At 40.2% G+C, this 22,274-nt stretch carries 16 protein-coding genes and 2 tRNA genes; 11 read left to right on the top strand and 7 right to left on the bottom strand.

Annotation, left to right across the window (positions count from 1 at the left end; genetic code table 11):
* The first annotated feature begins 105 nt into the window (after nt 1–105).
* Nucleotides 106–963, top strand: a complete 858-nt coding sequence (locus ACS604_RS10560) for a LysR family transcriptional regulator (RefSeq protein WP_474771709.1) — start codon at nt 106–108, stop codon at nt 961–963.
* Between the two features lie 7 nt (nt 964–970).
* On the opposite strand, the gene ACS604_RS10565 is transcribed toward ACS604_RS10560, so the two are convergent.
* On the bottom strand, nt 971–1,621 hold the full coding sequence (locus ACS604_RS10565; RefSeq protein WP_004794864.1) for an HAD family hydrolase: 651 nt from the start codon (nt 1,619–1,621) through the stop codon (nt 971–973).
* 182 nt (nt 1,622–1,803) lie between these two features.
* Between ACS604_RS10565 and ACS604_RS10570 the strand changes: the two genes are divergently transcribed.
* The 3 genes from ACS604_RS10570 to katG all read left to right on the top strand — a co-directional run bounded on the left by ACS604_RS10570 (nt 1,804) and on the right by katG (nt 7,347).
* Entirely contained in the window at nt 1,804–2,289 is a 486-nt protein-coding gene (locus tag ACS604_RS10570) for an RNA pyrophosphohydrolase (RefSeq protein WP_004794866.1), read from the top strand.
* 85 nt (nt 2,290–2,374) lie between these two features.
* A complete protein-coding gene (ptsP, locus tag ACS604_RS10575; RefSeq protein ID WP_004794867.1) occupies nt 2,375–4,669 on the top strand; it encodes a phosphoenolpyruvate--protein phosphotransferase in 2,295 nt (764 codons plus the stop codon).
* A gap of 521 nt (nt 4,670–5,190) precedes the next feature.
* A complete protein-coding gene (katG, locus tag ACS604_RS10580; RefSeq protein WP_474771712.1) occupies nt 5,191–7,347 on the top strand; it encodes a catalase/peroxidase HPI in 2,157 nt (718 codons plus the stop codon).
* 65 nt (nt 7,348–7,412) lie between these two features.
* Here katG and ACS604_RS10585 read toward each other — a convergent pair whose 3' ends face one another.
* Nucleotides 7,413–8,465 (bottom strand): MBL fold metallo-hydrolase, encoded by a 1,053-nt coding sequence (locus tag ACS604_RS10585; RefSeq protein WP_004794871.1) that lies wholly within the window; start codon nt 8,463–8,465, stop codon nt 7,413–7,415.
* Nucleotides 8,466–9,122: 657 nt separating this feature from the next.
* Here ACS604_RS10585 and hcaR point away from each other — a divergent pair.
* Both hcaR and ACS604_RS10595 read left to right on the top strand, forming a co-directional pair.
* Nucleotides 9,123–10,028, top strand: a complete 906-nt coding sequence (gene hcaR / locus ACS604_RS10590; protein WP_353156412.1) for a DNA-binding transcriptional regulator HcaR — start codon at nt 9,123–9,125, stop codon at nt 10,026–10,028.
* 266 nt (nt 10,029–10,294) lie between these two features.
* Entirely contained in the window at nt 10,295–10,972 is a 678-nt protein-coding gene (locus ACS604_RS10595) for a DUF1345 domain-containing protein (protein WP_049837944.1), read from the top strand.
* Nucleotides 10,973–11,030: 58 nt separating this feature from the next.
* Here the strand turns inward: ACS604_RS10595 and ACS604_RS10600 are convergent, their stop codons facing one another.
* The 4 genes from ACS604_RS10600 to ACS604_RS10615 form a co-directional block, all read right to left on the bottom strand.
* Nucleotides 11,031–11,636, bottom strand: coding sequence for a glutathione S-transferase family protein (locus ACS604_RS10600; protein WP_151964041.1), 606 nt, complete (start codon nt 11,634–11,636; stop codon nt 11,031–11,033).
* Between the two features lie 49 nt (nt 11,637–11,685).
* Nucleotides 11,686–12,378 carry a helix-turn-helix transcriptional regulator gene (locus ACS604_RS10605; RefSeq protein WP_474771715.1) on the bottom strand — a complete coding sequence of 231 codons (693 nt, stop codon included), beginning with the start codon at nt 12,376–12,378 and terminating at the stop codon, nt 11,686–11,688.
* 70 nt (nt 12,379–12,448) lie between these two features.
* Nucleotides 12,449–13,123: an HAD-IA family hydrolase gene (locus tag ACS604_RS10610; protein WP_474771717.1), complete on the bottom strand. Its 675-nt coding sequence runs from the start codon at nt 13,121–13,123 to the stop codon at nt 12,449–12,451.
* Complete coding sequence (locus tag ACS604_RS10615) at nt 13,120–14,052, bottom strand: RluA family pseudouridine synthase (RefSeq protein WP_474771719.1); 933 nt, start codon at nt 14,050–14,052, stop codon at nt 13,120–13,122. Before ACS604_RS10615 ends, ACS604_RS10610 begins: the two co-directional genes overlap by 4 nt.
* Nucleotides 14,053–14,773: 721 nt before the next feature.
* On the opposite strand from ACS604_RS10615, the gene ACS604_RS10620 reads away from it, so the two are divergent.
* From ACS604_RS10620 to ACS604_RS10635, 4 genes are all read left to right on the top strand, one after another.
* Complete coding sequence (locus tag ACS604_RS10620; protein WP_474771721.1) at nt 14,774–18,115, top strand: Rne/Rng family ribonuclease; 3,342 nt, start codon at nt 14,774–14,776, stop codon at nt 18,113–18,115.
* Nucleotides 18,116–18,306: 191 nt separating this feature from the next.
* Nucleotides 18,307–20,148: a long-chain-acyl-CoA synthetase gene (locus ACS604_RS10625; protein WP_474771723.1), complete on the top strand. Its 1,842-nt coding sequence runs from the start codon at nt 18,307–18,309 to the stop codon at nt 20,146–20,148.
* Between the two features lie 120 nt (nt 20,149–20,268).
* A tRNA-Lys gene (locus ACS604_RS10630) sits at nt 20,269–20,344 on the top strand.
* 22 nt (nt 20,345–20,366) lie between these two features.
* Nucleotides 20,367–20,442 (top strand) — tRNA-Lys (locus ACS604_RS10635).
* Nucleotides 20,443–20,505: 63 nt separating this feature from the next.
* Here the strand turns inward: ACS604_RS10635 and ACS604_RS10640 are convergent.
* Nucleotides 20,506–21,402 carry a LysR family transcriptional regulator gene (locus tag ACS604_RS10640; protein WP_474771725.1) on the bottom strand — a complete coding sequence of 299 codons (897 nt, stop codon included), beginning with the start codon at nt 21,400–21,402 and terminating at the stop codon, nt 20,506–20,508.
* Nucleotides 21,403–21,514: 112 nt separating this feature from the next.
* Between ACS604_RS10640 and ACS604_RS10645 the strand changes: the two genes are divergently transcribed.
* Nucleotides 21,515–22,270, top strand: a complete 756-nt coding sequence (locus tag ACS604_RS10645) for an SDR family oxidoreductase (RefSeq protein WP_353156431.1) — start codon at nt 21,515–21,517, stop codon at nt 22,268–22,270.
* Nucleotides 22,271–22,274 lie beyond the last annotated feature (4 nt).

Raw genomic sequence — 22,274 nt, forward strand, 5'->3', positions numbered from 1 at the left:
GTGCGGTAATTCACAACTTTCTCACTCGTTTTGCTGCAAGCATGATACGATTTTGGCTCGGCAACTTTAGCCTCTTGATTTTTCTATTCCAAGTTGAGTTGTATTATGAATCTTGCAGCCTTTGAAGCTTTTGTAAAAGTTATGGAAACAGGGTCTATCTCTGTGGCAGCAGATCAGTTATTTATTACTCAACCTGCTGTTACCAAACGAATTCACAGTTTAGAAGAATATTTTGGCGTAAAGCTATTTGAATCCGCAGGCCGAGGTGTTCAGGCAACTCATGCTGCACATTCGTTACTACCTAAAGTTAAAAACTGGTTAAATGAGTTGGGTGATATCCACCATACACTTAGCCATGAACAAACTCAGGTACAAGGCCGCTTAAAAGTCGGTACAAGTCACCATATTGGTTTGCATCATTTACCTGCACCACTTAAGCATTTTGTTCAGCAATTTCCTCAAGTCACCTTAGATGTACATTTTGTTGATTCAGAGCAAGCCCATGAACAGGTATTGGCTGGAGATTTAGAGCTAGCGTTCTTAACACTTCCTCCTTCAGGAGATGAGCGTCTTAACTACATTACAATTTGGAATGATCCTTTAGTTTTTGTTGCTGCCCCTTTTCATCCACTGGCTCAAAAGAAGAATCTCACCCTACAAGATTTAATTGAATATCCAAGCTTATTACCCGCTGCACAAACTTATACAGCTCAAATCACTTTGGCTGAGTTTGAAAAACAAGGACTCAAACCGAAAATCACCATGAGCAATAACCCTCTTGAGTCTATTCGTATGTTAGTGTCGATTGGTCTAGGTTGGTCAGTTTTACCCAAAACTCTGCTGAATCAGGATATGCAGCAGCTTGATTTAAATGTTGAGATGAATCGTCAATTAGGCATGGTGTGGCATCCTGCACGTACTCAATCTAGAGCTATGCAGGAGTTGATTAAAATGATGCAGTAGTAGTCAATTAAATCGACCAGTCCTGAATATCCCAATTATTTTCTTGAGCCAATTTTTCAAGGCGATCATCAGGATTTACTGCAATCGCATGCGTTGCATATTCAAGTAAAAAACGATCGTTAATTGAATCTGAATAAGCCCAAGACTCAGACACGCTACGACCTTCCAACCAAGCATCTAGACGTGCAAGTTTGCCCTTTTGGTAACATGCCAAACCAGCAACTTTACCTGTATATTTACCCTCAGCAACTTCAGCATTGGTTGCCAAAATTTCTGTAATTCCAAATTCACGGAAAATCGGCGCAGTAATAAAATCACTTGTTGCAGTAATACCCACAATCGTATGTCCTAAGTCCTGATGTTTTTTAATTGCATCAAAACCTTTAGGACGCATTTGTGGACGAATCACTTTTTGCATGAACAACTGATGAAGTTCGGTTAAATAATTATTGTCGTGCTTTGTTAAAAATCCAAAGACAAATTCGTTATAAGCATATGGGTCAAGTTGTCCTGCTTTGTAATCTTCATAAAATTTATCATTCATCTGACGATGATGAACCGGATCAACCAAACCTTCATTGACTAAAAATTCACCCCAAGAATGGTCTGAATCGGTATTTAACAAGGTATGGTCTAAATCAAACAACGCCAGTTTCATGAAAATTCTCGTTTAAACTGAAATTTAAGAAAAAAAATGTAAATCTATCTCCGCTAGTCGATAGAAATTCGTTAAGATCGTAGCAATTTAAACATTTTACTTTGATCTTTTCGAGCTGGACATAAAAAAGTGTTTGTCCCCGCGATTAAAGTCAACGATATAGACAATATTTAGGTAGCCAAATGATCGATTCAGAAGGTTTCCGACCGAATGTCGGGATCATTTTGGCAAACGATGATGGACAGGTTTTATGGGCAAAGCGCATTGGTCACAATGCTTGGCAATTTCCACAAGGAGGCATTCAGTTTGGAGAAACTCCTGAACAGGCACTTTTTCGAGAACTGAGAGAAGAAATCGGCTTATTGCCCGAACACGTCCAGATTATTGCGCAAACCAAAGGATGGCTGCGTTATCGTTTGCCACATCGGTACATTCGGTCAGACTCTGACCCCGTATGTATCGGACAGAAACAAAAATGGTTTTTACTGAAATTAACTGCGCATGCAAAAAATATTCAGTTAAACCTCTCCGACCCGCCCGAATTCGATGAATGGCAGTGGGTTAGCTATTGGTATCCTCTTGGACAAGTGGTGAACTTCAAGCGTGATGTTTATCGCAAAGCCATGGTGGAGTTGTGTACACAGTTGCCGATGCAACAATTACCCTAAAAATCATTTATCTAGCAAATGATTTTTATTAAAAGTGCTGTTATAAATACATTCATAGTCTAAAAAAATACTGGAGTATACATCCATGTCAAACATGCAACTCGACACTTTACGGCGCATTGTCCAAGAGGTTAATGCGTCCGTCAGTTTGCATGAATCATTAGACATCATGGTCAATCAGGTTGCTGAAGCCATGAAAGTGGATGTTTGCTCTATTTATTTACTCGATGAACGCAACCAGCGCTATGTTTTGATGGCCTCTAAAGGCTTAAATCCAGAATCTGTGGGCCATGTTTCACTGCAACTCGGTGAAGGTTTGGTCGGTCTGGTCGGGCAACGTGAAGAAATTGTTAACCTTGACAACGCACCAAAACATGAGCGTTTCTTGTATTTGCCGGAAACAGGCGAAGAAATTTATAACTCATTCCTCGGCGTACCTGTCATGTATCGCCGTAAGGTTATGGGCGTTTTGGTTGTACAAAACAAACTTCCTCAAGATTTTAGCGAAGCAGCCGAGTCCTTTTTAGTCACGCTGTGTGCTCAGCTTTCTGGCGTTATTGCTCATGCTCACGCGGTCGGAAATATTGACGTATTTCGTAAACCAAGTAATGGCCCTGCCTATAAAACCTTTCAAGGTGCTTCAGGTGCAGGCGGTGTTGCTTTAGGCCGCGCTATTATTTTATATCCACCTGCCGATTTAGCCTCAGTACCTGACCGTGAAGCAGAAGATATTAGTCATGAACTTCGACTTCTAGATCAAGCCATTTCATCAGTTCGTTCAGAGATTCGTTCTTTAGATGAAAAAATGCATGATTCATTAATGGCAGAAGAACGCGCTTTATTTAGTGTTTTCTTAAGAATGCTAGATGAAAATGCATTGCCAGCCGAAATTAAAGAACTTATTCGTGACGGGCATTGGGCACAAGGTGCAGTACGCCGCGTGATTGAAAAACATACTGCCCTATTTGCACAAATGGAAGACGATTATCTACGTGAGCGAGTTTCTGATCTTAAAGATTTAGGCCGACGTATTTTAGCCTCTTTGCAAGAAGAAGATTCTAGTCACCGTGAACTGAGTCCAGACAGTATTTTAATTGGTGAAGAAATTAGTACTGCGGCACTCGTAGAGCTGCCTGTAGACAATATTGCAGCAATTGTGACATCAGAAGGTGCAGCCAATTCACATATGGTGATTGTGGCTCGTGCATTAGGTATTCCAACCGTAGTTGGTGTAACCGAACTGCCTGTTAATACACTTGATGATGCAGAAATGATCGTGGATGCCTATCAGGGCCGTGTTTTTGTTAATCCGCCACGTCGTTTACGCCAACGTTATAAAGAAATTCAAAAAGAAGATGAACAGATCGCAAAAGATCTTAAACAATACGAGACCAAAGAAGCGATTACGCCAGATGGTGTATCTGTTCAGCTTTATGTGAATACGGGTCTCATGATTGATGTCGTCCGCGGAGTACAACGTGGCGCGCAAGGTGTGGGCCTCTACCGAAGCGAAATTCCATTCATGTTACGGGAACGCTTCCCGGGTGAAGAAGAACAACGTGCAATTTATCGTCAACAATTAAGCCACTTCGCCAATAAACCTGTGGTGATGCGAACTCTCGATATTGGTGCCGATAAAGACTTACCGTATTTCAGTATCGAAGAAGAAAACTCGGCATTAGGCTGGCGTGGTATTCGTTTCACGCTTGACCATCCTGAGATTTTCTCGTCTCAAATTCGCGCCATGCTCAAAGCTAGTATTGGTCTAAATAATTTGCATATTTTATTGCCAATGGTGACCACAGTAAGTGAAGTCGAAGAAGTGCTTTATTTACTTGAGCGTGACTGGATTGCGGTGCAAGAAGAAGAGCAAGTTAAAATTACCAAACCTAAAATTGGAATTATGGTTGAGGTGCCAAGCGTATTGCTACAAATTGATGAGTTTGCCGAACTCGTCGATTTCTTCTCGGTCGGTTCAAACGACTTAACCCAATATTTACTCGCGGTTGATCGTAATAATCCACATGTGGCAAACGTTTACTCGCATTTCCACCCATCTATTCTACGTGCTTTATCTCGCCTGGTTAAAGAATGCCATGACCACAAAAAACCAATCAGTATTTGTGGTGAAATGGCAGGTGATCCATTATCGGCAATTTTACTTATGGCGATGGGCTTTAATACCCTTTCGATGAGCTCGAGTAATATTTTGCGTGTACGAAAAGCAATTTGTCATGTACCTATGACAGATGCACAAAAATTACTTGATGATGTTATGAAAATGAATAATCCACTCATTGTGAAAAGCTGGCTTGAGTACTATTTTAAAACTCACGGCCTAGCCGACATGGTCAAATCAAATCGAATCGTAAATGTTTAATATATAAACAATAAAGGAGAGCAATGCTCTCCTTTTTTTCTTTCAAATAACCTAATAAAACTAAATATAAAAATTTCTTTTCACTCTCGCTGATACCTGCTTTTTAAACCAAACTTCAATCGGTTTTTTAAATCAATATTGACAATTTAATCCATTTGAAAAATAGAACCTCTACTTCTACTATATTTAAAGAGCGTTATTAAAAGATCTTAAGTTGTTCAGCAATTGAAGAGGTAATTGTATGCATCGTTATTTACAGGTTTCATCTTATTTTTCCTTTTGTTTTTTAACCTCCATACAGTAAATTGGAGGAATAACAACTAAAGGAATCTGATGCATTATTAAATAAAAAATAATGAGCAAACATCTTAGTGAAAAGAATTTTTAAACGGTTTCTCTCACCATGTGTTCACTCATTTCTTTATTTAATAAACATGAGTTTTTAAACCAGAAGTCCAGGAAAATGAGCCCTAACATTTTCACGAAGAGCTCAATAATTATTACCCAGAGAGAATATAACCATGTCAGACGAATCAAAATGCCCTTTTTCAGGCCATAAATCAAAACCAGAGGTAACGGTCGGTGGTGGCACGCCTAGTTTACACTGGTGGCCAAAACAACTACGCGTCGACCTACTCAATCAACATTCAGAACGTTCTAATCCACTCGGTAAAGATTTTAATTATCGTCAAGAATTTAAAAAACTCGACTACTATACCCTCAAAGCTGATATCAAAAATGTATTAACCGATTCTCAAGATTGGTGGCCAGCCGATTGGGGAAATTATACAGGCTTATTTATTCGATTAGCATGGCATGCTGCCGGTACATATCGTATGGGCGATGGCCGTGGTGGTGCTGGTCGCGGACAGCAACGTTTTGCGCCATTAAATAGTTGGCCTGACAATGCGAGCTTAGATAAAGCACGCCGTTTGCTATGGCCAGTTAAACAAAAATACGGTCAAAAAATATCATGGGCAGATTTATTTATTCTTGCCGGAAACATTGCACTTGAGTCTTCTGGCTTCCGCACCTTTGGTTTTGGCGCAGGTCGTGAAGATGTTTGGGAACCAGACAACGATGTAAACTGGGGCGATGAAAAAGAATGGTTAGCTCATCGTAACTCAGAAGCTTTAGAGGGCAGTAATCTCGCTGCAACCGAAATGGGTCTAATTTATGTAAACCCCGAAGGTCCACAAGCCAGTGGTGATCCAAAATCGGCTGCACCGTTTATTCGTGCGACTTTCGGCAACATGGCAATGGATGATGAAGAAATTGTTGCTTTGATCGCAGGCGGTCATACCTTAGGTAAAACCCATGGCGCTGGCTCTGCTGACCATGTTCAGGCTGATCCTGAGGGAGCGTCAATTGAACAAATGGGCTTTGGCTGGTCAAACAGTTTTGGTACTGGTGTTGGTAAAGATGCGATCACTTCAGGCTTAGAAGTCATTTGGTCACAAACGCCAACCCAATGGAGCAACTACTTCTTTGAAAACCTATTCAAATACGAGTGGGTACAAGAACGTTCCCCTGCTGGTGCAATTCAATGGGTAGCAGCAGATGCTGAGGCGATCATCCCAGATCCATTCGACCCATCAGTTAAACGTAAGCCAACAATGCTTACTACAGATTTGACCTTACGTTTTGATCCTGAGTTTGAAAAGATCTCTCGTCGCTTCCTTAACGATCCACAAGCTTTCGCCAATGCTTTTGCCCGTGCATGGTACAAATTAACTCACCGTGATATGGGACCAAAAGCACGTTATTTAGGCCCTGAAGTTCCGGCTGAAGATTTAATTTGGCAAGACCCATTACCTACTGCTAGTGCTGTACCATCAGTTGCCAGCATTGCTGATGCAAAAGCAAAAATTATTGCACTAGGGCTATCTGCTGGCGAGTTGGTTTCTCTTGGTTGGGCTTCAGCGTCAACTTTCCGTGGTGGAGACAAGCGTGGCGGAGCAAACGGCGCACGTATTGCCTTATCACCGCAACGTGATTGGGAAGTAAACCAAAAAGCTGTTGAAACTTTAACTAAAATTGAAGAAATCAAAGCCTCAACTCAACTATCATTAGCTGACTTAATTGTATTTGCAGGTAACGTTGGCGTAGAGCAAGCTGCTCAAGCGGCAGGTTTCAATATTAGCGTTCCATTTGCCGCGGGTCGTGTTGATGCACTACAAAGTCAAACTGATGTCGAATCTTTCCAATTACTCCTCGGCCTTGCCGATGGTTTTAGAAACTGGAAAAAAGACGGCGTCAGCGCATCAACTGAGGCATTATTAATTGATAAAGCACAAAAACTGACTTTGACTGCACCAGAGTTAACAGCATTGATTGGTGGTTTACGTGTACTGGACACTAACTGGGATGGTTCACAACACGGTGTATTCACTCAGCAAGTTGGTGTACTCAGCACAGACTTCTTTACGAACTTACTCGACATGTCCACTGTATGGGCACCTGTTGATTCAACAAGCGAAGTATTTGAAGGCAAAGACCGTAAAACAGGCGCAGTAAAATTTACTGCAACACGTAATGATTTAGTCTTCGGTTCAAACTCAATCTTACGTGCATTGGCCGAAGTTTATGCTCAAGCAGATGGTAAAGAAAAATTTGTTCAAGACTTTGTTGCTGCATGGACTAAAGTTATGAATCTTGACCGTTTTGACTTAGCATAATTTTGTCAAAATAATAAAAAGCCAGTTCAAATTGAACTGGCTTTTTTAATATCAAGAATCTAGTTTTAAACAGTTAATTTATGCCCTTCTCGAATGCAATAAAAAGGATTTGCAAGCTTTGATGAGCCTTTAATGGCTTGACCTAGAGCATGCTCTGGATCTTCTCGGTCCTCATCAGTCAACTGGAAAGTCCGATAATGAATCGCGAGAGAACGATGGGCTTGTAAATCAAAGTGTGCATGTAGCGCATCTTGTGGATTCATATGAACATAACTCATCAAGTCACGAGGTTCATACGCACCTATGGGAAGTAATGCCACTCGCGGTGCACCGTAACGAGCATGAATTTGCTTAAAATGCCCTGCATAACCCGTGTCACCTGCAAAGAAACAATGACCTGTTTTAGCCACAACCGAAAAGCCCCCCCAGAGTGCTTTATTTTGGTCACGTAGACCACGACCAGAGCCATGCTGTGCAGGTGTATAGATTATTCTTAGTTCGTGATAGGGAATTTCTTGCCACCAATCCATCTCAATCACATGAAACTCTTTAGGTAGATAAAAGCCATTCCCAAGTCCAGTGTAAATCGGCATTGCAAATTTTTTATGTAGCCACTCAAGCGTAGCCAAATCCATATGATCATAATGATTATGGCTGAGTAGAACACCATGAATCGTCGGCAATTGTTCTAATGCAAAACCTGCTGGACACACACGGCGAGGACCACGACCCTGTGAAGGGCTTGCATAATCACACCATACTGGATCGGTAATAAAGTTATAAGGCCCGATCTGAATCAATACGGTTGCATGCCCAACAAACCAAACTTGCCAATCATCTAAATCTGCCTGAGGACGATTTTGAGGCAATGTAACAGCCGTATTTACACGGGTATCGTATTCATTTTGAATATCAACTTTCCATGTAAAAGACTCACGCGTAACTAACCAACGTAATAGCTCTTTTGAGCCTCTAGCCGGCGATTTAGGCTGTTGGTTATAAAAACGTGTATCAGATTCATGCCCTGACTCGGGATGATAAAAAGGAGGTTTTATCCATGTATGCGTCCAACAGGACTGAGTCGGCAATTGATATGTTAATGTCGGCTTGTCTTTCATGGGCTTTTCTATGTTTTAGCATCGGCAGAATGGATGTGTTCAGGTTTCTATCTTAACAATTAAAACAAATTAAGCTATGGCACTTACATTTATTTATCATATAAATATCCCTTTTATTGTGGTCACAGCCAACATAAGTTGAATTAGATTGCCATAAAAAATACATAGATGTGTTGGGTTTATGCGTCGATAATTACCATTCTTATTAAGACTGCTTGTATAACATAACAATAATTAGTCACATGAAATTGGGGGTGAGCTACTTGGTTTTACCTTGGTAAGCCCTACTTTTCCAACTTCAAACGTTTTGCCAGCTTATAGAACAAAATATTTAGTAACATTTAAAGTCAATTCATTCTTAAAGAATTTATATTTTATAATATTATTTTATATTTCTTCATTTTTGCATAATATGAGAATCGCCTATACGAATATTTAAAACATTTAAATATTTCTTTGATTAAGTAAAAATAATGTATTTAAACTATCCTAATTAATATATTTTATGAATTACTTGAACTTATATTTATATATTAAATGTTTAATGAAAATGAAAATTCCATTTATTTTATAAATACCTAAACCACCTTCACGCTATATCCCTTTATGCTTTATACTTCACATAAATCATAGTAAGACATTTTTTGGATTAGTCTTATGGAACTACGCCATCTCCGATATTTCATTACCGTTGCTGAAGAATTAAATTTTAGTAAAGCCGCCCTTAAACTTTTTACCGCACAACCCTCCCTTAGCCAACAGATTAAAGATTTAGAAGAAGATGTTGGTGTACGACTTTTAAATCGCACTAAACGTAAAGTTGAATTAACCGAAGAAGGTGAAGTCTTTTTAGAACATGCTCGCCTGACCCTTGCTCAAGCTGAAAAAGCAGTTGCTCTGGCACGACAGGTTTCTAAGGCTAAACAGCAACTACTCCGTATTGGTTTTGTCCCCATTGCAGAAATGAAAATTTTTCCTTACGTTCTTCCTAATCTGCGATTACAACACCCCGATCTCATCATTGAACTATCAAATCTAAACAATACTGAACAACTTAAATCCTTAAAAAAAGGTGAGTTAGACATTACATTTACCCGTGAAAACACAGATAGTGATGAAATCCAAAGCCAATTTGTTCTGACTGAACCCTTGATTTTTTTACTTCCTAAAAATCACCCACTTACTCAATATGAACGAATTCCCGTCCATGCTTTACAGGGCGTTGACTTTATTATTCCTGCTGCCGAGCAGTCACAAACATTACATAATACGATTTTAGACTTTGCCAAAACTCACAATATTGACCTCAATATTGTTCAAAAAGCAGATAGCATGTTGTTTAATATTAACTCTCTTGGCTCTGGATTAGGTTGTACAATTTTACCTGCTTACGTTGCACCTTTAGGCATCAAAAATACAGTAGTCCGTCCCCTTGATGTCGATTTACCGACATTGGATTTATTCGTAAATTACCGTAGAAATTCACAGTCTTTAGGAGTTCAAAAATTTATTGATCAACTCAATAAAGTATTTCATCTGGATAAGAACTTAACTCACACCTAATCAGAAAAGCTATATTTTATTTTAAGCCTATGATTAATAAGGACACCTTTATAAAAGGTATAAGTAAATAATATTTTTTATTTATTTTATACTTTTTATAAACAGTTTAGCCCGCGCTTTTGTTCTATTTTACCTACTCGGTAAAAGTAAATATCTCTTAAATACAATTTAAAATCTTGGAAGAAAATCCATATAAAACTAGATATTATTTTCACCATTTAATAAAAAATAATATATTTACCACTTGGTAAAAGGAGATTAGGAAAATGGTTGCAGTATTTCAACATCTTGGACGTAGTGTACTAAACCGCCCTCATTTCTTTATTGCTTTATTTATAGGATTTATCACAGCAAGTATTCTCACATGGTTCACCTCATGGAAATGGTCAACTATTTTATTAGTCAGCTGGAATACTTCGATTAGTATATATTTATTACATGTTTGGCAGCTCATGAAAAGTGCTGATCATTCTCAAATGCAGCAGCAAGCCAAAAAACAAGATGAAAGCAAATGGGTCATTATGCTGATTGTTCTATTGGCTTTAACCATGTGCCTAGTTGCTATTTTAATACAGCTCTCACAGCTTCCTTCTGATCATTCTGCAAAGTTAGGCCATGTGGCTTTAGCTTTACTCACTATTGTTTCTGCATGGCTTTTTATGCATACCGTTTTTGCTCTACATTATGCCCATGATTTTTATATGGCTTTATCTAGAAATGAAGAAAATGGTGGTCTAGATTTTCCGGGCACAAAACAGCCCACTTATCCTGATTTTCTATATTTTAGTTATATTATTGGGACTTCTGCTCAAACTGCCGATGTTTCGATTACCACCAAACACATGCGTCTTTTAAACTTATTTCACGCGGTGTTGTCTTTTGGGTTTAATACCACCATTTTAGCGATCTGTATTAACGTTGCTGCTGGCTTCCTTACCAACTAAAACTTGTATTTAGGAAATAAAAAAGTCACCCAAATGGGTGACTTTGAACAGCAGAGGTTTACAACAATGAACCCATCGTGCTTTGTTTTAAGCCTTCACGTTGCTTGATGGTTTCAACATAACGCGTAATAGCAGGATGGGATTCAATCGCTCCCATTTTCAATTGCCATAACAGCATTGCTCCAACGCTTACATCTGCGGCGGTAAACTGTTCGCCACACACGTACGGATTTGCTTCACTAAGCCCTTGTACTAAAGCTTGGTAGGCATCGTTGTAATCACCATAACCCACAAACATTTTTTGCTCAGGAGATACATCTATTCCGAGAGCTTTATCAACACCAGCAGCTTCCCATGGGCCGGCCATCACAAATAACCAGCGATAGTACAAACCACGTTTAGGATCATCTAGTGCAGGAGCTAAACCTTTATCGAAAAATTTATCAGCAAGATAAGCACAGATTGCTCCTAGCTCATAAATCACGACATCACCATCTACCAATACTGGTACTTTTCCAAAAGGGTTAATTTTTAGATATTCCGGTGTTTTCATTTCAGTCTTGTATTCGACTTCAATACGTTCACACTCAACACCTAATTCGACTAAAAGCCAGTCGATCACAACACCACGTGATTCTTTGTTAGTATAAAGTTTAAGGCTCATTTTTATGGCTCCTTGTTTATCGTGGAACCTAGTCTACAAAACCTCTTTGTCAGTTTTTGTCAGTAGTCTTCGACTCTTGTGCCCACCACTGCTCAAATAGTTTTTGCTTAAATGATGGATATAATTCTTGGCTTAAACTCAGATGTTGAATACGATCAAGTCTAAAATGCCTAAAATCCTGCCGAAGTTCACACCATGCAGCCAACACAATTTTGTCGTTAAAATATCCCAAAGCAAAAGGCCACAAGGTTCGAACACTACTTCGTTGCTGCTCATCATGATAATGCAGCAAAATTTTGACTTGCTGCCGAATGGCTAAACGCACCTGTTCGACTCGATTTTCATCTACAGGCAGCCACGTATTAAACGCTCTTAAAGTCGTTTGCTGTAATAAATATTGTCGATGCTCGGGCAAAACAGAATTCAATTTAGCTAATACAGATGTAGATGCCGATTGTAACGATTGATCTGGCACACTCTTTAACCAATACAATGCCAAAAAAATAGCTTCGACTTCATTTTCATTGAGTGTCATTGGTGGGAGTACAATATCTTCTTTAAGCTGAAAACCGATACCTGCCGATGCCTCAATTGCTACACCCTGCTCACGTAAGCTATCGATATCGCGATAGACACTTCGGACACTAATTCCCATACGTTCAGCGAGAACTTGTGCAGTGATTGGATAACGGGCTTCTCGAAGTTGTTGTAAAAGATTTAATAAACGAATTGAACGACTCATTTTTCTCTTCTTATTGTTATTAGACATACAATAAGAGGGAATAAATTCCCCCTTCTTGTATTATTCTAAATTATGCAACATCTACCGTAGATAACTTTGCATATTCTCTTAAAAAGTTGTGCAGCTCAGGTACATCTTTGGCAATCGTTAAAGGCTGGAACTGTTGTAGAACTTCGATCGAATGCACACCATAGCCCACACCAATTCGTGGCATGTTTAACCGCTGAGCCATCTCAAGATCATAACTACTATCACCAATCATTACTGCACGCTCAACACTTACCCCAGTGACTGTTAAGATTTCTTGCAACATGAGAGGATCTGGTTTCGATCTAGTTTCATTGGCTGCTCGAGTCACATCAAAAAGATGAGTACTCTGTGTTTTTGCGATTACACGATCTAGCCCACGACGGTTTTTACCCGTTGCGACTGCAAGTTTTAAACCTTGCGCTTTTAAGTCATGTAATAGCTCAGCAATACCATCGAACCATGCATCATTTGTAGAGTTTGCAATATAGTGATCGCCATATGCCTTTAAAATTGAATCATGTAACTCAGGTGCTTCTGGAAATAGGGTTTGCATAACTTCCGGCAAACCTAAACCAATAATGCTTTTTGCTGCTTCATCGGTTAAAGGCAATTCATGCTGCTCTGCGGCATGTTGCAAACTAGCAACAATCTGCCCAACAGAGTTATATAAAGTCCCATCCCAGTCGAAAATAACTAATTCGGCTTTTAGACTCATTTTGCCACTCTCAAAGCCTTTAATAACTGGGTCATGTCTTCTGGTAAAGGTGCTTCAATCGGCGGATAACCTGGAATATCTAAACGCATCGCATGTAAACATAGACGACGTGCTTCAGGGCCAGTGTACTCAGTCGTGTGTCCATATTTATCATCACCAATCAATGGGTGTCCAATGCTTAAACCATGCACACGGATCTGATGAGTACGGCCAGATAAAGGTGATGCTTGAACCAGAGTCGCATTTTTAAAACGCTCTGCTACAACCCATTCAGTTTTACTTGGTTTACCATCTTTAGTTACACGTACACGACGCTCGCCATTTGCCAGCTCATATCTCAATAAAGGTGCATCAATCAGCTGTTTATCTAAGCTCACTTGACCTTTAACAATCGCTGCATAGGTTTTACGAATTTTGTGCTCACGCAGCATATCTTGTAATTGTTTTAATATGCTACGTTTTTTACTAATCATGACCAGACCAGAAGTATCACGGTCAATACGATGAATAAGTTCTAAGTATTTTTTGCCCGTCGCTGCACGTAGTGCCTCAATCAAACCGTACGCCATACCACTACCACCATGGACAGCAATACCTGAAGGCTTATTAACAACTAACAAACCTTCATCTTCATAGACCACACGGCTTAATAGGCCTTGTGCCACACTGTCACTGACAGGCGCGGCTGTTTCATCTTTTTGTTCGTAACGAATTGGAGCAACACGAATCTGATCGCCAATCTCAAGTTTAGTCTCAGCTTTAACACGTTTTTTATTTACTCGAACCTGACTTTCACGAATCAAACGATAAATACGACTTTTAGGTACACCTTTTAAACGCGAGAACAGGAAATTATCAATTCGCTGTCCTGCTTGATGTTCATCCACCTCAAACCAAGTGACACTTTGCCATTGCTGTGTAGAATTCATACTAATATTTAAACCTGAAATTTTGCTAAATTTGATTAATAAATGACCGTTTAGCTTAGTTTTTTCACAAGAAATCTAAGCTTAGCCCATAGGCAGATGCTGCAAGGTTTGATATAGTCAGCGCACGGATACCGCCGTAAGTGAACATCTAATAGGGAATTTCCCTGATTGAAACCTCAATCAAAATGATGCTTTCACCATCAGCTCGGATAGGTCCTAAAGAATTATGCCGACGCCGAAGGCTTATTATATCGGCAAAATGACAAACTGTTGCGTTTAATTCAGTTTGTTCAAAAAAATATGTTACCAACTCTAGTTGGTTATGGAACGTAAACTGATACACATCAGACAAATCGCTCCTTAATGTTGCCTTCAGGCTAAAGCGTTGATGCATTGGAACTGCCGAAAGCACCGATACGATGAACATTCCGTATCAAACTTCCAAAAAGAAGTCACTTCGCGCTCAATGACAGTGAAAGTCATTAACCAATGTACCGCTCACCCGCCAGTGAAGCACTAAGGAAGTCCGATTTAAAGGTTGAAGCAGTATTGCCTACATCACAGACGAGAATCGAAGTTAAGGCTAAATGTAGCCGGTAACAGATGACTCAGACCACAAATATTTTGAGATCTGGGAAATGATCCGTCATGTTCGATGTTCGTTCAGAACCTTTAAGTTTGTGCGATATGTTTGTGTGGGTCACTATTAGGTGTCACACCCATGAAACGTATGTTGATTAATGCAACTCACGCAGAAGAAGTCCGCGTTGCACTTATCACTGGTAATCGTCTTTACGATTTTGATTTAGAAAATCGTACCCGAGAACAGAAAAAATCCAATATCTATAAAGGCCATGTAACCCGCGTAGAACCTTCTTTAGAAGCTGTGTTTGTTGAATATGGCGCAGGCCGTCAAGGCTTCTTGTCTATGCGCGAAATTGCAAATAGTTATTTCCAAGCAGACCCGCGACAAACTTCAAACATTCGTGAACTCATCACTGAAGGTACTGAATTACTTGTTCAGGTTGAAAAAGAAGAACGTGGTAACAAAGGCGCAGCCCTTTCTACATTCATCTCACTCGCAGGACGTTATTTGGTTCTTATGCCAAACAACCCGAAAGGCGGTGGTATTAGCCGTCAAATTTCAGGTTCTGTACGTGAAGAATTAAAAGAAATTTTAGCTTCTTTAAATTTACCTCGCGGCATGAGTGTTATTGTGCGTACCGCAGGTATTGGTCGTACTCAAGAAGAATTACAGTTAGATTTACAGCATTTGCTTGACCTCTGGGCACAAATCCAAAGCACTGCAAGTTCTGGTCCGTCTCCAATGCTTGTTCATCAAGAAGCTGGCGTAGTTACTCGTGCTATCCGCGATTACTTACGTGATGACGTTGCAGAAATTTTAATTGATAGCGAACAAGCTTATAACGAAGCGTATAACTTTGTTAAAGCAGTTATGCCACGTCAATTAGACAAACTTAAAACTTATACTTTAAACGAGCCGTTGTTTGCTCATTTTGGTATTGAAAGCCAAATTCAAACTGCTTACGAGCGTGAAGTAAAACTTCCTTCTGGTGGTTCAATCGTAATTGACCAGACTGAAGCTTTAGTTTCAATCGACATTAACTCTGCGAAATCGACTCGTGGACATGACGTTGAAGAAACTGCGCTTAATACAAACCTAGAAGCAGCAGAAGAAATTGCTCGCCAACTTCGTCTTCGTGACATTGGCGGTTTGGTTGTTATCGACTTCATCGATATGACTAAAGAACGCAACCAACGCATGGTTGAAGCAAAACTTCGTGAAGCAACACAAAGCGACCGTGCACGTATCCAGTTTGGCCAACTCTCTCGTTTTGGCTTAATGGAAATGAGCCGTCAACGCTTACGCCCATCACTTGAAGAAGCAACTGGATATGTGTGCCCACGCTGTCATGGCACGGGTATGGTGCGTGACTTACGTTCACTTTCGCTTTCAATTATGCGTAAAGTAGAAGAAATTGCTCTTCGTGAACGTCATGGTGAAGTACAAGTAGAAGTTCCTGTTGAAATTGCAGCGTTCTTACTCAATGAAAAACGCCATAGCCTTGTTTATTTAGAACAAACTTCTGGTGTTCGTGTGACTGTTTTACCTCACCCGCACTTAGAAACACCTCACTATGAAATTCAGTACAATCCAGATGGATTTGCACCATCTAGCTATGAACGTACTGAAGCAACTCGCTCAAGTGAAAAAGAGTTAGGTTATGAATCTTCTGAATGGCATTTAGAAGAAGCTGATCATGGCCATGCTCCTGCTGCAAATAATGTGGCTGGTCAAAAGAAAGTAAATCAAGCAGCTCAACCTGCTGTTGCTCAGGCAAGCGTTCAAAAAGCAGCAAGCCCTCTTGCATGGTTAGAGAACCTTTTTGTTCAAAAACAAGCTAAAACTATTGATCAATCTCGTTCAGCACAAAATGCTGCTGCGACAATTGAACAAATGGTCAATACTGGCGCTGTAAGCCGTGGCCAGTTTGGACAAGTTGCAGTACCGCCAGTTGCTGAAACTGTTACGGCTCCATCTAATAATGCTTACATTTCACAGTCTCCTGCTAAACAGGAAGTTCGTGAAAATGTTGAAAAAGACGATAAAGTACAACAACGTCCAAACAACAAAAAACGTAAGCACAAAGAGCAACGTGAACAACATCATCATGCTCAAGAGCCACAACAACAGCAACAACCACAACAGGTTCATGAAGAAGTTGTACAGTTATCACGTCAAGAACAACGTGAGTTAAAACGTCAACAAAAACGTCAGCACCCAGATCAGTCACATCAACAACATCAAAATGATGGACAACAAACTGAAAATGCCGTGCCGCGTCGTGACCGTAATAATCAACAACGTCCGAACCGTCCAAATCGCCACCGCGATCCAAGTGTATTGAATGAAAATCAAAATGCACCGGCGGCACCAGTAGTTGTTGATGAGAAACAAATTAAGGTTGATTTGATTGATGCTCCAAAGCATGAAGTCATGAATACAGCCTTAGTGATCAATGTTGATCAGGCACAAAGCGAAATTATTGCTTTGACTCCAGAGCAACCTATTGAACGCACTGAAACAGCACCTGTTGTTGAAGTCGCTCAAGAGTCAGCTCCAGCACCAGTTGCAGTTGTAGAAGAAGCAGTCACTGTTAAAGCAGAAGAAACGACGACTCCTCCTGCAGACAGCAAAACTCAACCGCAAATTCAACGTGCAAGCAATGACCCTCGTATGCGTCGTCGTGAACAACGCAACGCGAAACGTGCTAAAGCTGCGGTACCATCTATTGCCCCATCGCAAATTCCAACGTTGGCGCAATATACGATTGGTAGCTTGATTCGTCATGTTTATGGTGAAGACTGCACAGTATTGATTGAACAGTTTGGTTTAGTTCCAACATTCAATCGTGCATTGCAGAAGTTTGCTGAACAGTACGCTAGTACGCTAGCAACAGAAGTCGTGTCTGATGCTGAAGACAAAAAGCCTGTTACTCGTGATGCAGAGCTTCCAAGCAACAAGCCATCACAAGAAGCAGAGCCTGCGCCTGTACTTGCATTAACACCACAAAAAGAGCAAACACCACGTGTTGCTAATGATCCACGTGAGCGTCGTCGTTTAGCGAAACTTGCTGCTGAACAAGCTTTTGAGCAAGTTAAACAACAACACGCCGCACCAGAAGAAGCTGCACCTGTAGCTCCAGCTGTTGAAGAAACGGTTGTTGCTCCTGCTGCTGAAACACAAGCACCTGTTGAGTCAAAACAACAACCGCTTGAGCTTAATCAAGTGGCTGAAGTAGTTCAAAGTGAAACAAGCGTAGAAGAAACACCAGCGACAACTGTAGTTGAAGCTCCGGTTGTTAAACAACCTAAAGCATCTGCAAGAGCAAAAGCTGCCGCAGAACAGGCTGTAGCACCAACGGAAGCTACTACAGAAGTTGAATCAGACGATTCTAAGGCAGATCAGGACAAACCAAGTCGTCCTCCTCGTCGCCCTCGTGGTCGTCCACCAAAGAAAGCAAATCCTGTAGCTGAGTAAATCATTTGCTCAATTGCAGCTAATTTAAACAAACCTAGCCATTTCGATGACTAGGTTTTTTTTGTTATTTTTAACCAATTAGGTTGATTGCACTAGAAGAAAAGTTTTAAAAGCATGGTGAACCATGAAAAACACTGTACTTTTGCCAACGCAACCTTTTTTGGATTGATCGAAAAATAAATAGGATTGATATGAGCCAGACAACACAGACCGATATCATTACGCTTGGTGATGTTGCAACAAGACTTCCTAGCTTCATCCCCAAAGTACCCCATATCCTGAATGGTCTTAAACAGGCTTACTTAAGAACAGCAAATACACCAACGGGATTAGGTGTAGCCTTTGAAAAAGCTGTTAAGCGAAATCCGCAAGGCATTGCTTTATTATTTGAAGATCAAAGTTATTCATATGAAGCTTTAAACGAATGGGCTAACCAGATTTCTCACTATTATCTATCTCTTGGCGCACAAAAAGGTGACGTGATTGCCGTAATGGTTGAGAACCGTTCAGAGCTCATTGCCACGATTGTAGGTTTAGCTAAAATTGGGGTAACGATTGCGCTTGTTAATACCTCTCAAGTAGGTAAGGTCCTCGCTCATAGTATCAATCTTGTAAAACCAATCGCCGTAATTGCAGGTGAAGAAGTTAGAGCTGTAATTGATGAAATTCGTCAGGATCTAAATGTTCCTAAAGACCGTTTTCATTGGTTTGCAGATCAGGCTACACGCCAAGATGCGGGTACAGCACCTCAAGGTTATGCCAATCTTGCAATAGAAATTGATCAATTTCCAAAATTTAACCCATCGACTACGCAATCTGTTCATGGAAATGATGGCCTGTTTTATATTTATACTTCGGGCACTACAGGCTTACCAAAGGCTGTTATTTTCAAACACAGTCGCTGGACACTTGCCTATGGTACCTATGGGCACATTTTAAACCTTGGCCCAGATGATGTGATGTATGTCACTTTACCGCTTTACCATGCAACTGGTGTCGTAGTTTGCTGGTGTGGTGTGATTGCGGGAAGTTCGACCCTTGCAATTCGACGTAAATATTCAACCAGTGCATTCTGGAAAGATGTTCAGAAATTTAATGCCTCTGCAATTGGCTATGTAGGAGAGCTTTGCCGTTACTTAATGGATGCCCCTCCTACAGAAATTGACCGTGTCCACCGCGTAACCAAAATGATCGGTAATGGCATGCGTCCAAACATCTGGGATAAGTTCAAACAACGTTTTGGTGTGCAAGAAGTTCTTGAGCTTTATGCATCAAGTGAAGGCAATGTCGGGTTTAGTAATATTTTTAACTTTGACAACACAGTAGGCTTCTCTCCTACGCCATATGCCATTATTGAGTTTGATAAAGAGAAAAACGAACCGATACGCGATAAAAAGGGTTGGTGTAAAAAAGTTAAAGCAGGTGAAATTGGTTTGCTAGTGGGTAAAATTACCAGTCGCTCACCTTTTGACGGTTATACAGATCCAGAAAAGAATAAATCTGTGATTATGAAAGATGTCTTTAAAAAAGGTGACTCATATTTCAACACAGGTGACCTTGTTCGTAATATTGGTTTCCGTCATGCTCAGTTTGTTGACCGCTTAGGTGATACCTTCCGCTGGAAAGGCGAAAATGTATCTACTACTGAAGTTGAGAACATGGTTTGTGAATATGACAAGATCGCTGAAGCGGTAGTTTATGGGGTAGAAATCCCAAATACCAACGGTCGTGCTGGTATGGCAGCAATCACACTTGCTGATGGCGCTGAGCTAAATGAATCTGACTTAACCGAAATGGTCATTATATTTAAAAAATGCCTGCCTGCTTATGCAGTACCCGTGTTCTTACGAGTGCAAGCTAAAGTTGAAACAACAGGTACTTTTAAATATCAAAAGAATAAATTGAAGGAAGATTCGTTTAATCCAAGCAAAACTTCTGAACGTTTACTGGCTTTATTACCTGGTGAAAGCAGTTACTGTGATGTCACAACTGAAATTTTTGACAACATTCAGGCATATAAATATCGTTTTTAGTTCATTTTTTAGCTAAACAAGAGGAAATCGTGCTTTTTATAGGCAATCATGCAAATGTTTTTGATTTACCTCTTGTGTTAGTTGAATAACTTGCTAAAATACGCGACATCAAAACGATACGGGTCGTTAGCTCAGTTGGTAGAGCAGCGGACTTTTAATCCGTTGGTCCCGCGTTCGAGTCGCGGACGACCCACCACTTATCTGTTTTGAACCTATTTGGGTCGTTAGCTCAGTTGGTAGAGCAGCGGACTTTTAATCCGTTGGTCCCGCGTTCGAGTCGCGGACGACCCACCAAATTCTAAAAAGCCTCTCAGTTCGAGAGGCTTTTTTTATTGTTATCTTATTTGAGTTTCATGACTAAAAGATGACGATGCATTTCTTATATAAAATCTCTTTAACCCAATTCATAAAGATTTCTAAACGTTTAGGAATATAACTTCGGTTCGGATACAAAATATTGAGTGGCAAAGATTGAGCGGTATGCGTACTTAGTACTTCAACCAAGGTTCCTAGCTCTATTTTATCCTGAACATCGTAGTATGGAAGTTGAATAATCCCTAAGCCAGCACAAGCTGCAGCAACATAGGCTTCTGTATTATTTACACTTAAAGCACTATCGATCATTACTGTTCCATTTTGATATAAAAATATACCCTGTTTTTCTCCTACGGCTCCTGCGTAGTTAATGAGTTTGTGCTGAGATAGATCTTCTAATTGTTCAGGAATACCGTATTGTTCTAAATAATGGGGACTTGCACAGTTCACCATTATCAAGTTACCGACGAACTTCGCGATTAAACTACTATTCTCTAGCTGCCCCACCCGAACCACACAATCGATCCCTTTCTCGATCAAGTCAGTCATGTCATCAGAACTATTGAGCTGTAAATGAATGTCTGGATAGCGGCTATAAAAATCGGGAAGTTCAGGAATAATCACTTGATGCACGATTCGGCTGGGCATTGAAATTTTTAGCGTGCCACGGTAATGCTGCTTTTGTGTCTGTATGAGTTGTTCGAGCTGTTCATAGTCAAATAATAGATTTTGACATTCGGGCAATATTCTTTGCCCATCTTGAGTGAGGCTTACTTTGCGCGTAGTTCGGTGAAATAAACGTACCCCATAGTGAGTTTCTAATTGTTGAATTGCACTCGTCACTGTAGAGCGAGGTAAATCAAGCTGATTTGCTACCTCACTAAAGCTTTGTCGTTTAGCGACTTCTGAAAAAATAAAAAATTGCTGCAACCGATCCATTTAATTGTTCGTATTTTCTGAATAGTTAAACCAAACTAGCATAATTGATCAAAAATTACCGCCAATCTAGACTAAAAACACATTAAAACAAGTCATCATAGGAATAATCATCATGGCAACTCATACACTGAAAGATAAAGTTGTACTGATTACGGGCGGTGCAAAAAACTTAGGCGGACTTATTAGCCGTAAATTTGCAGAACAAGGTGCAAAAATTGCAATTCACTACAATAGCGCTGAAACTCAAGCAGATGCGGAAAAGACACTCGCGGATGTAACAGCATTCGGTGTAGACGCTGTTTTAATTCAAGCAGACCTAACGGATATTGATAATATTGAAAAGCTCTTCTTAGATACTAAGCAGCATTTTGGTGGAATTGATATTGCCATTAATACAGTTGGAAAGGTTTTAAAGAAATCGTTTTTAGACACCACAGAACAAGAGTTTGATAGCATGAGCGATATCAACTCAAAAATTGCCTATTTCTTTATTCAATCGGCTGGTCGTCATTTAAATAACGGCGGCAAGATCTGCTCAATCGTGACTTCTCTTCTTGCAGCTTACACTGGGCTCTATTCAACCTATGAGGGTTTAAAAGCTCCTGTTGAACATTACACTCGCGCTGCATCAAAAGAATTTGGTGATCGTCAGATTTCTGTTACTGCTGTTGCTCCAGGGCCTATGGATACACCATTCTTTTATAGGCAGGAATCTGCCGAGGCAGTGGCTTACCACAAATCAGCTTCAGCTTTAGGTGGGCTTACCAAAATTGAAGATATCGAACCTCTAGTTCGCTTCTTGGTGACTGATGGTTGGTGGATTACCGGTCAGACGATTTTTGCAAATGGTGGCTATACTACTCGCTAAAATC

This window comes from Acinetobacter sp. Li1LvA2 (genome assembly GCF_056156705.1).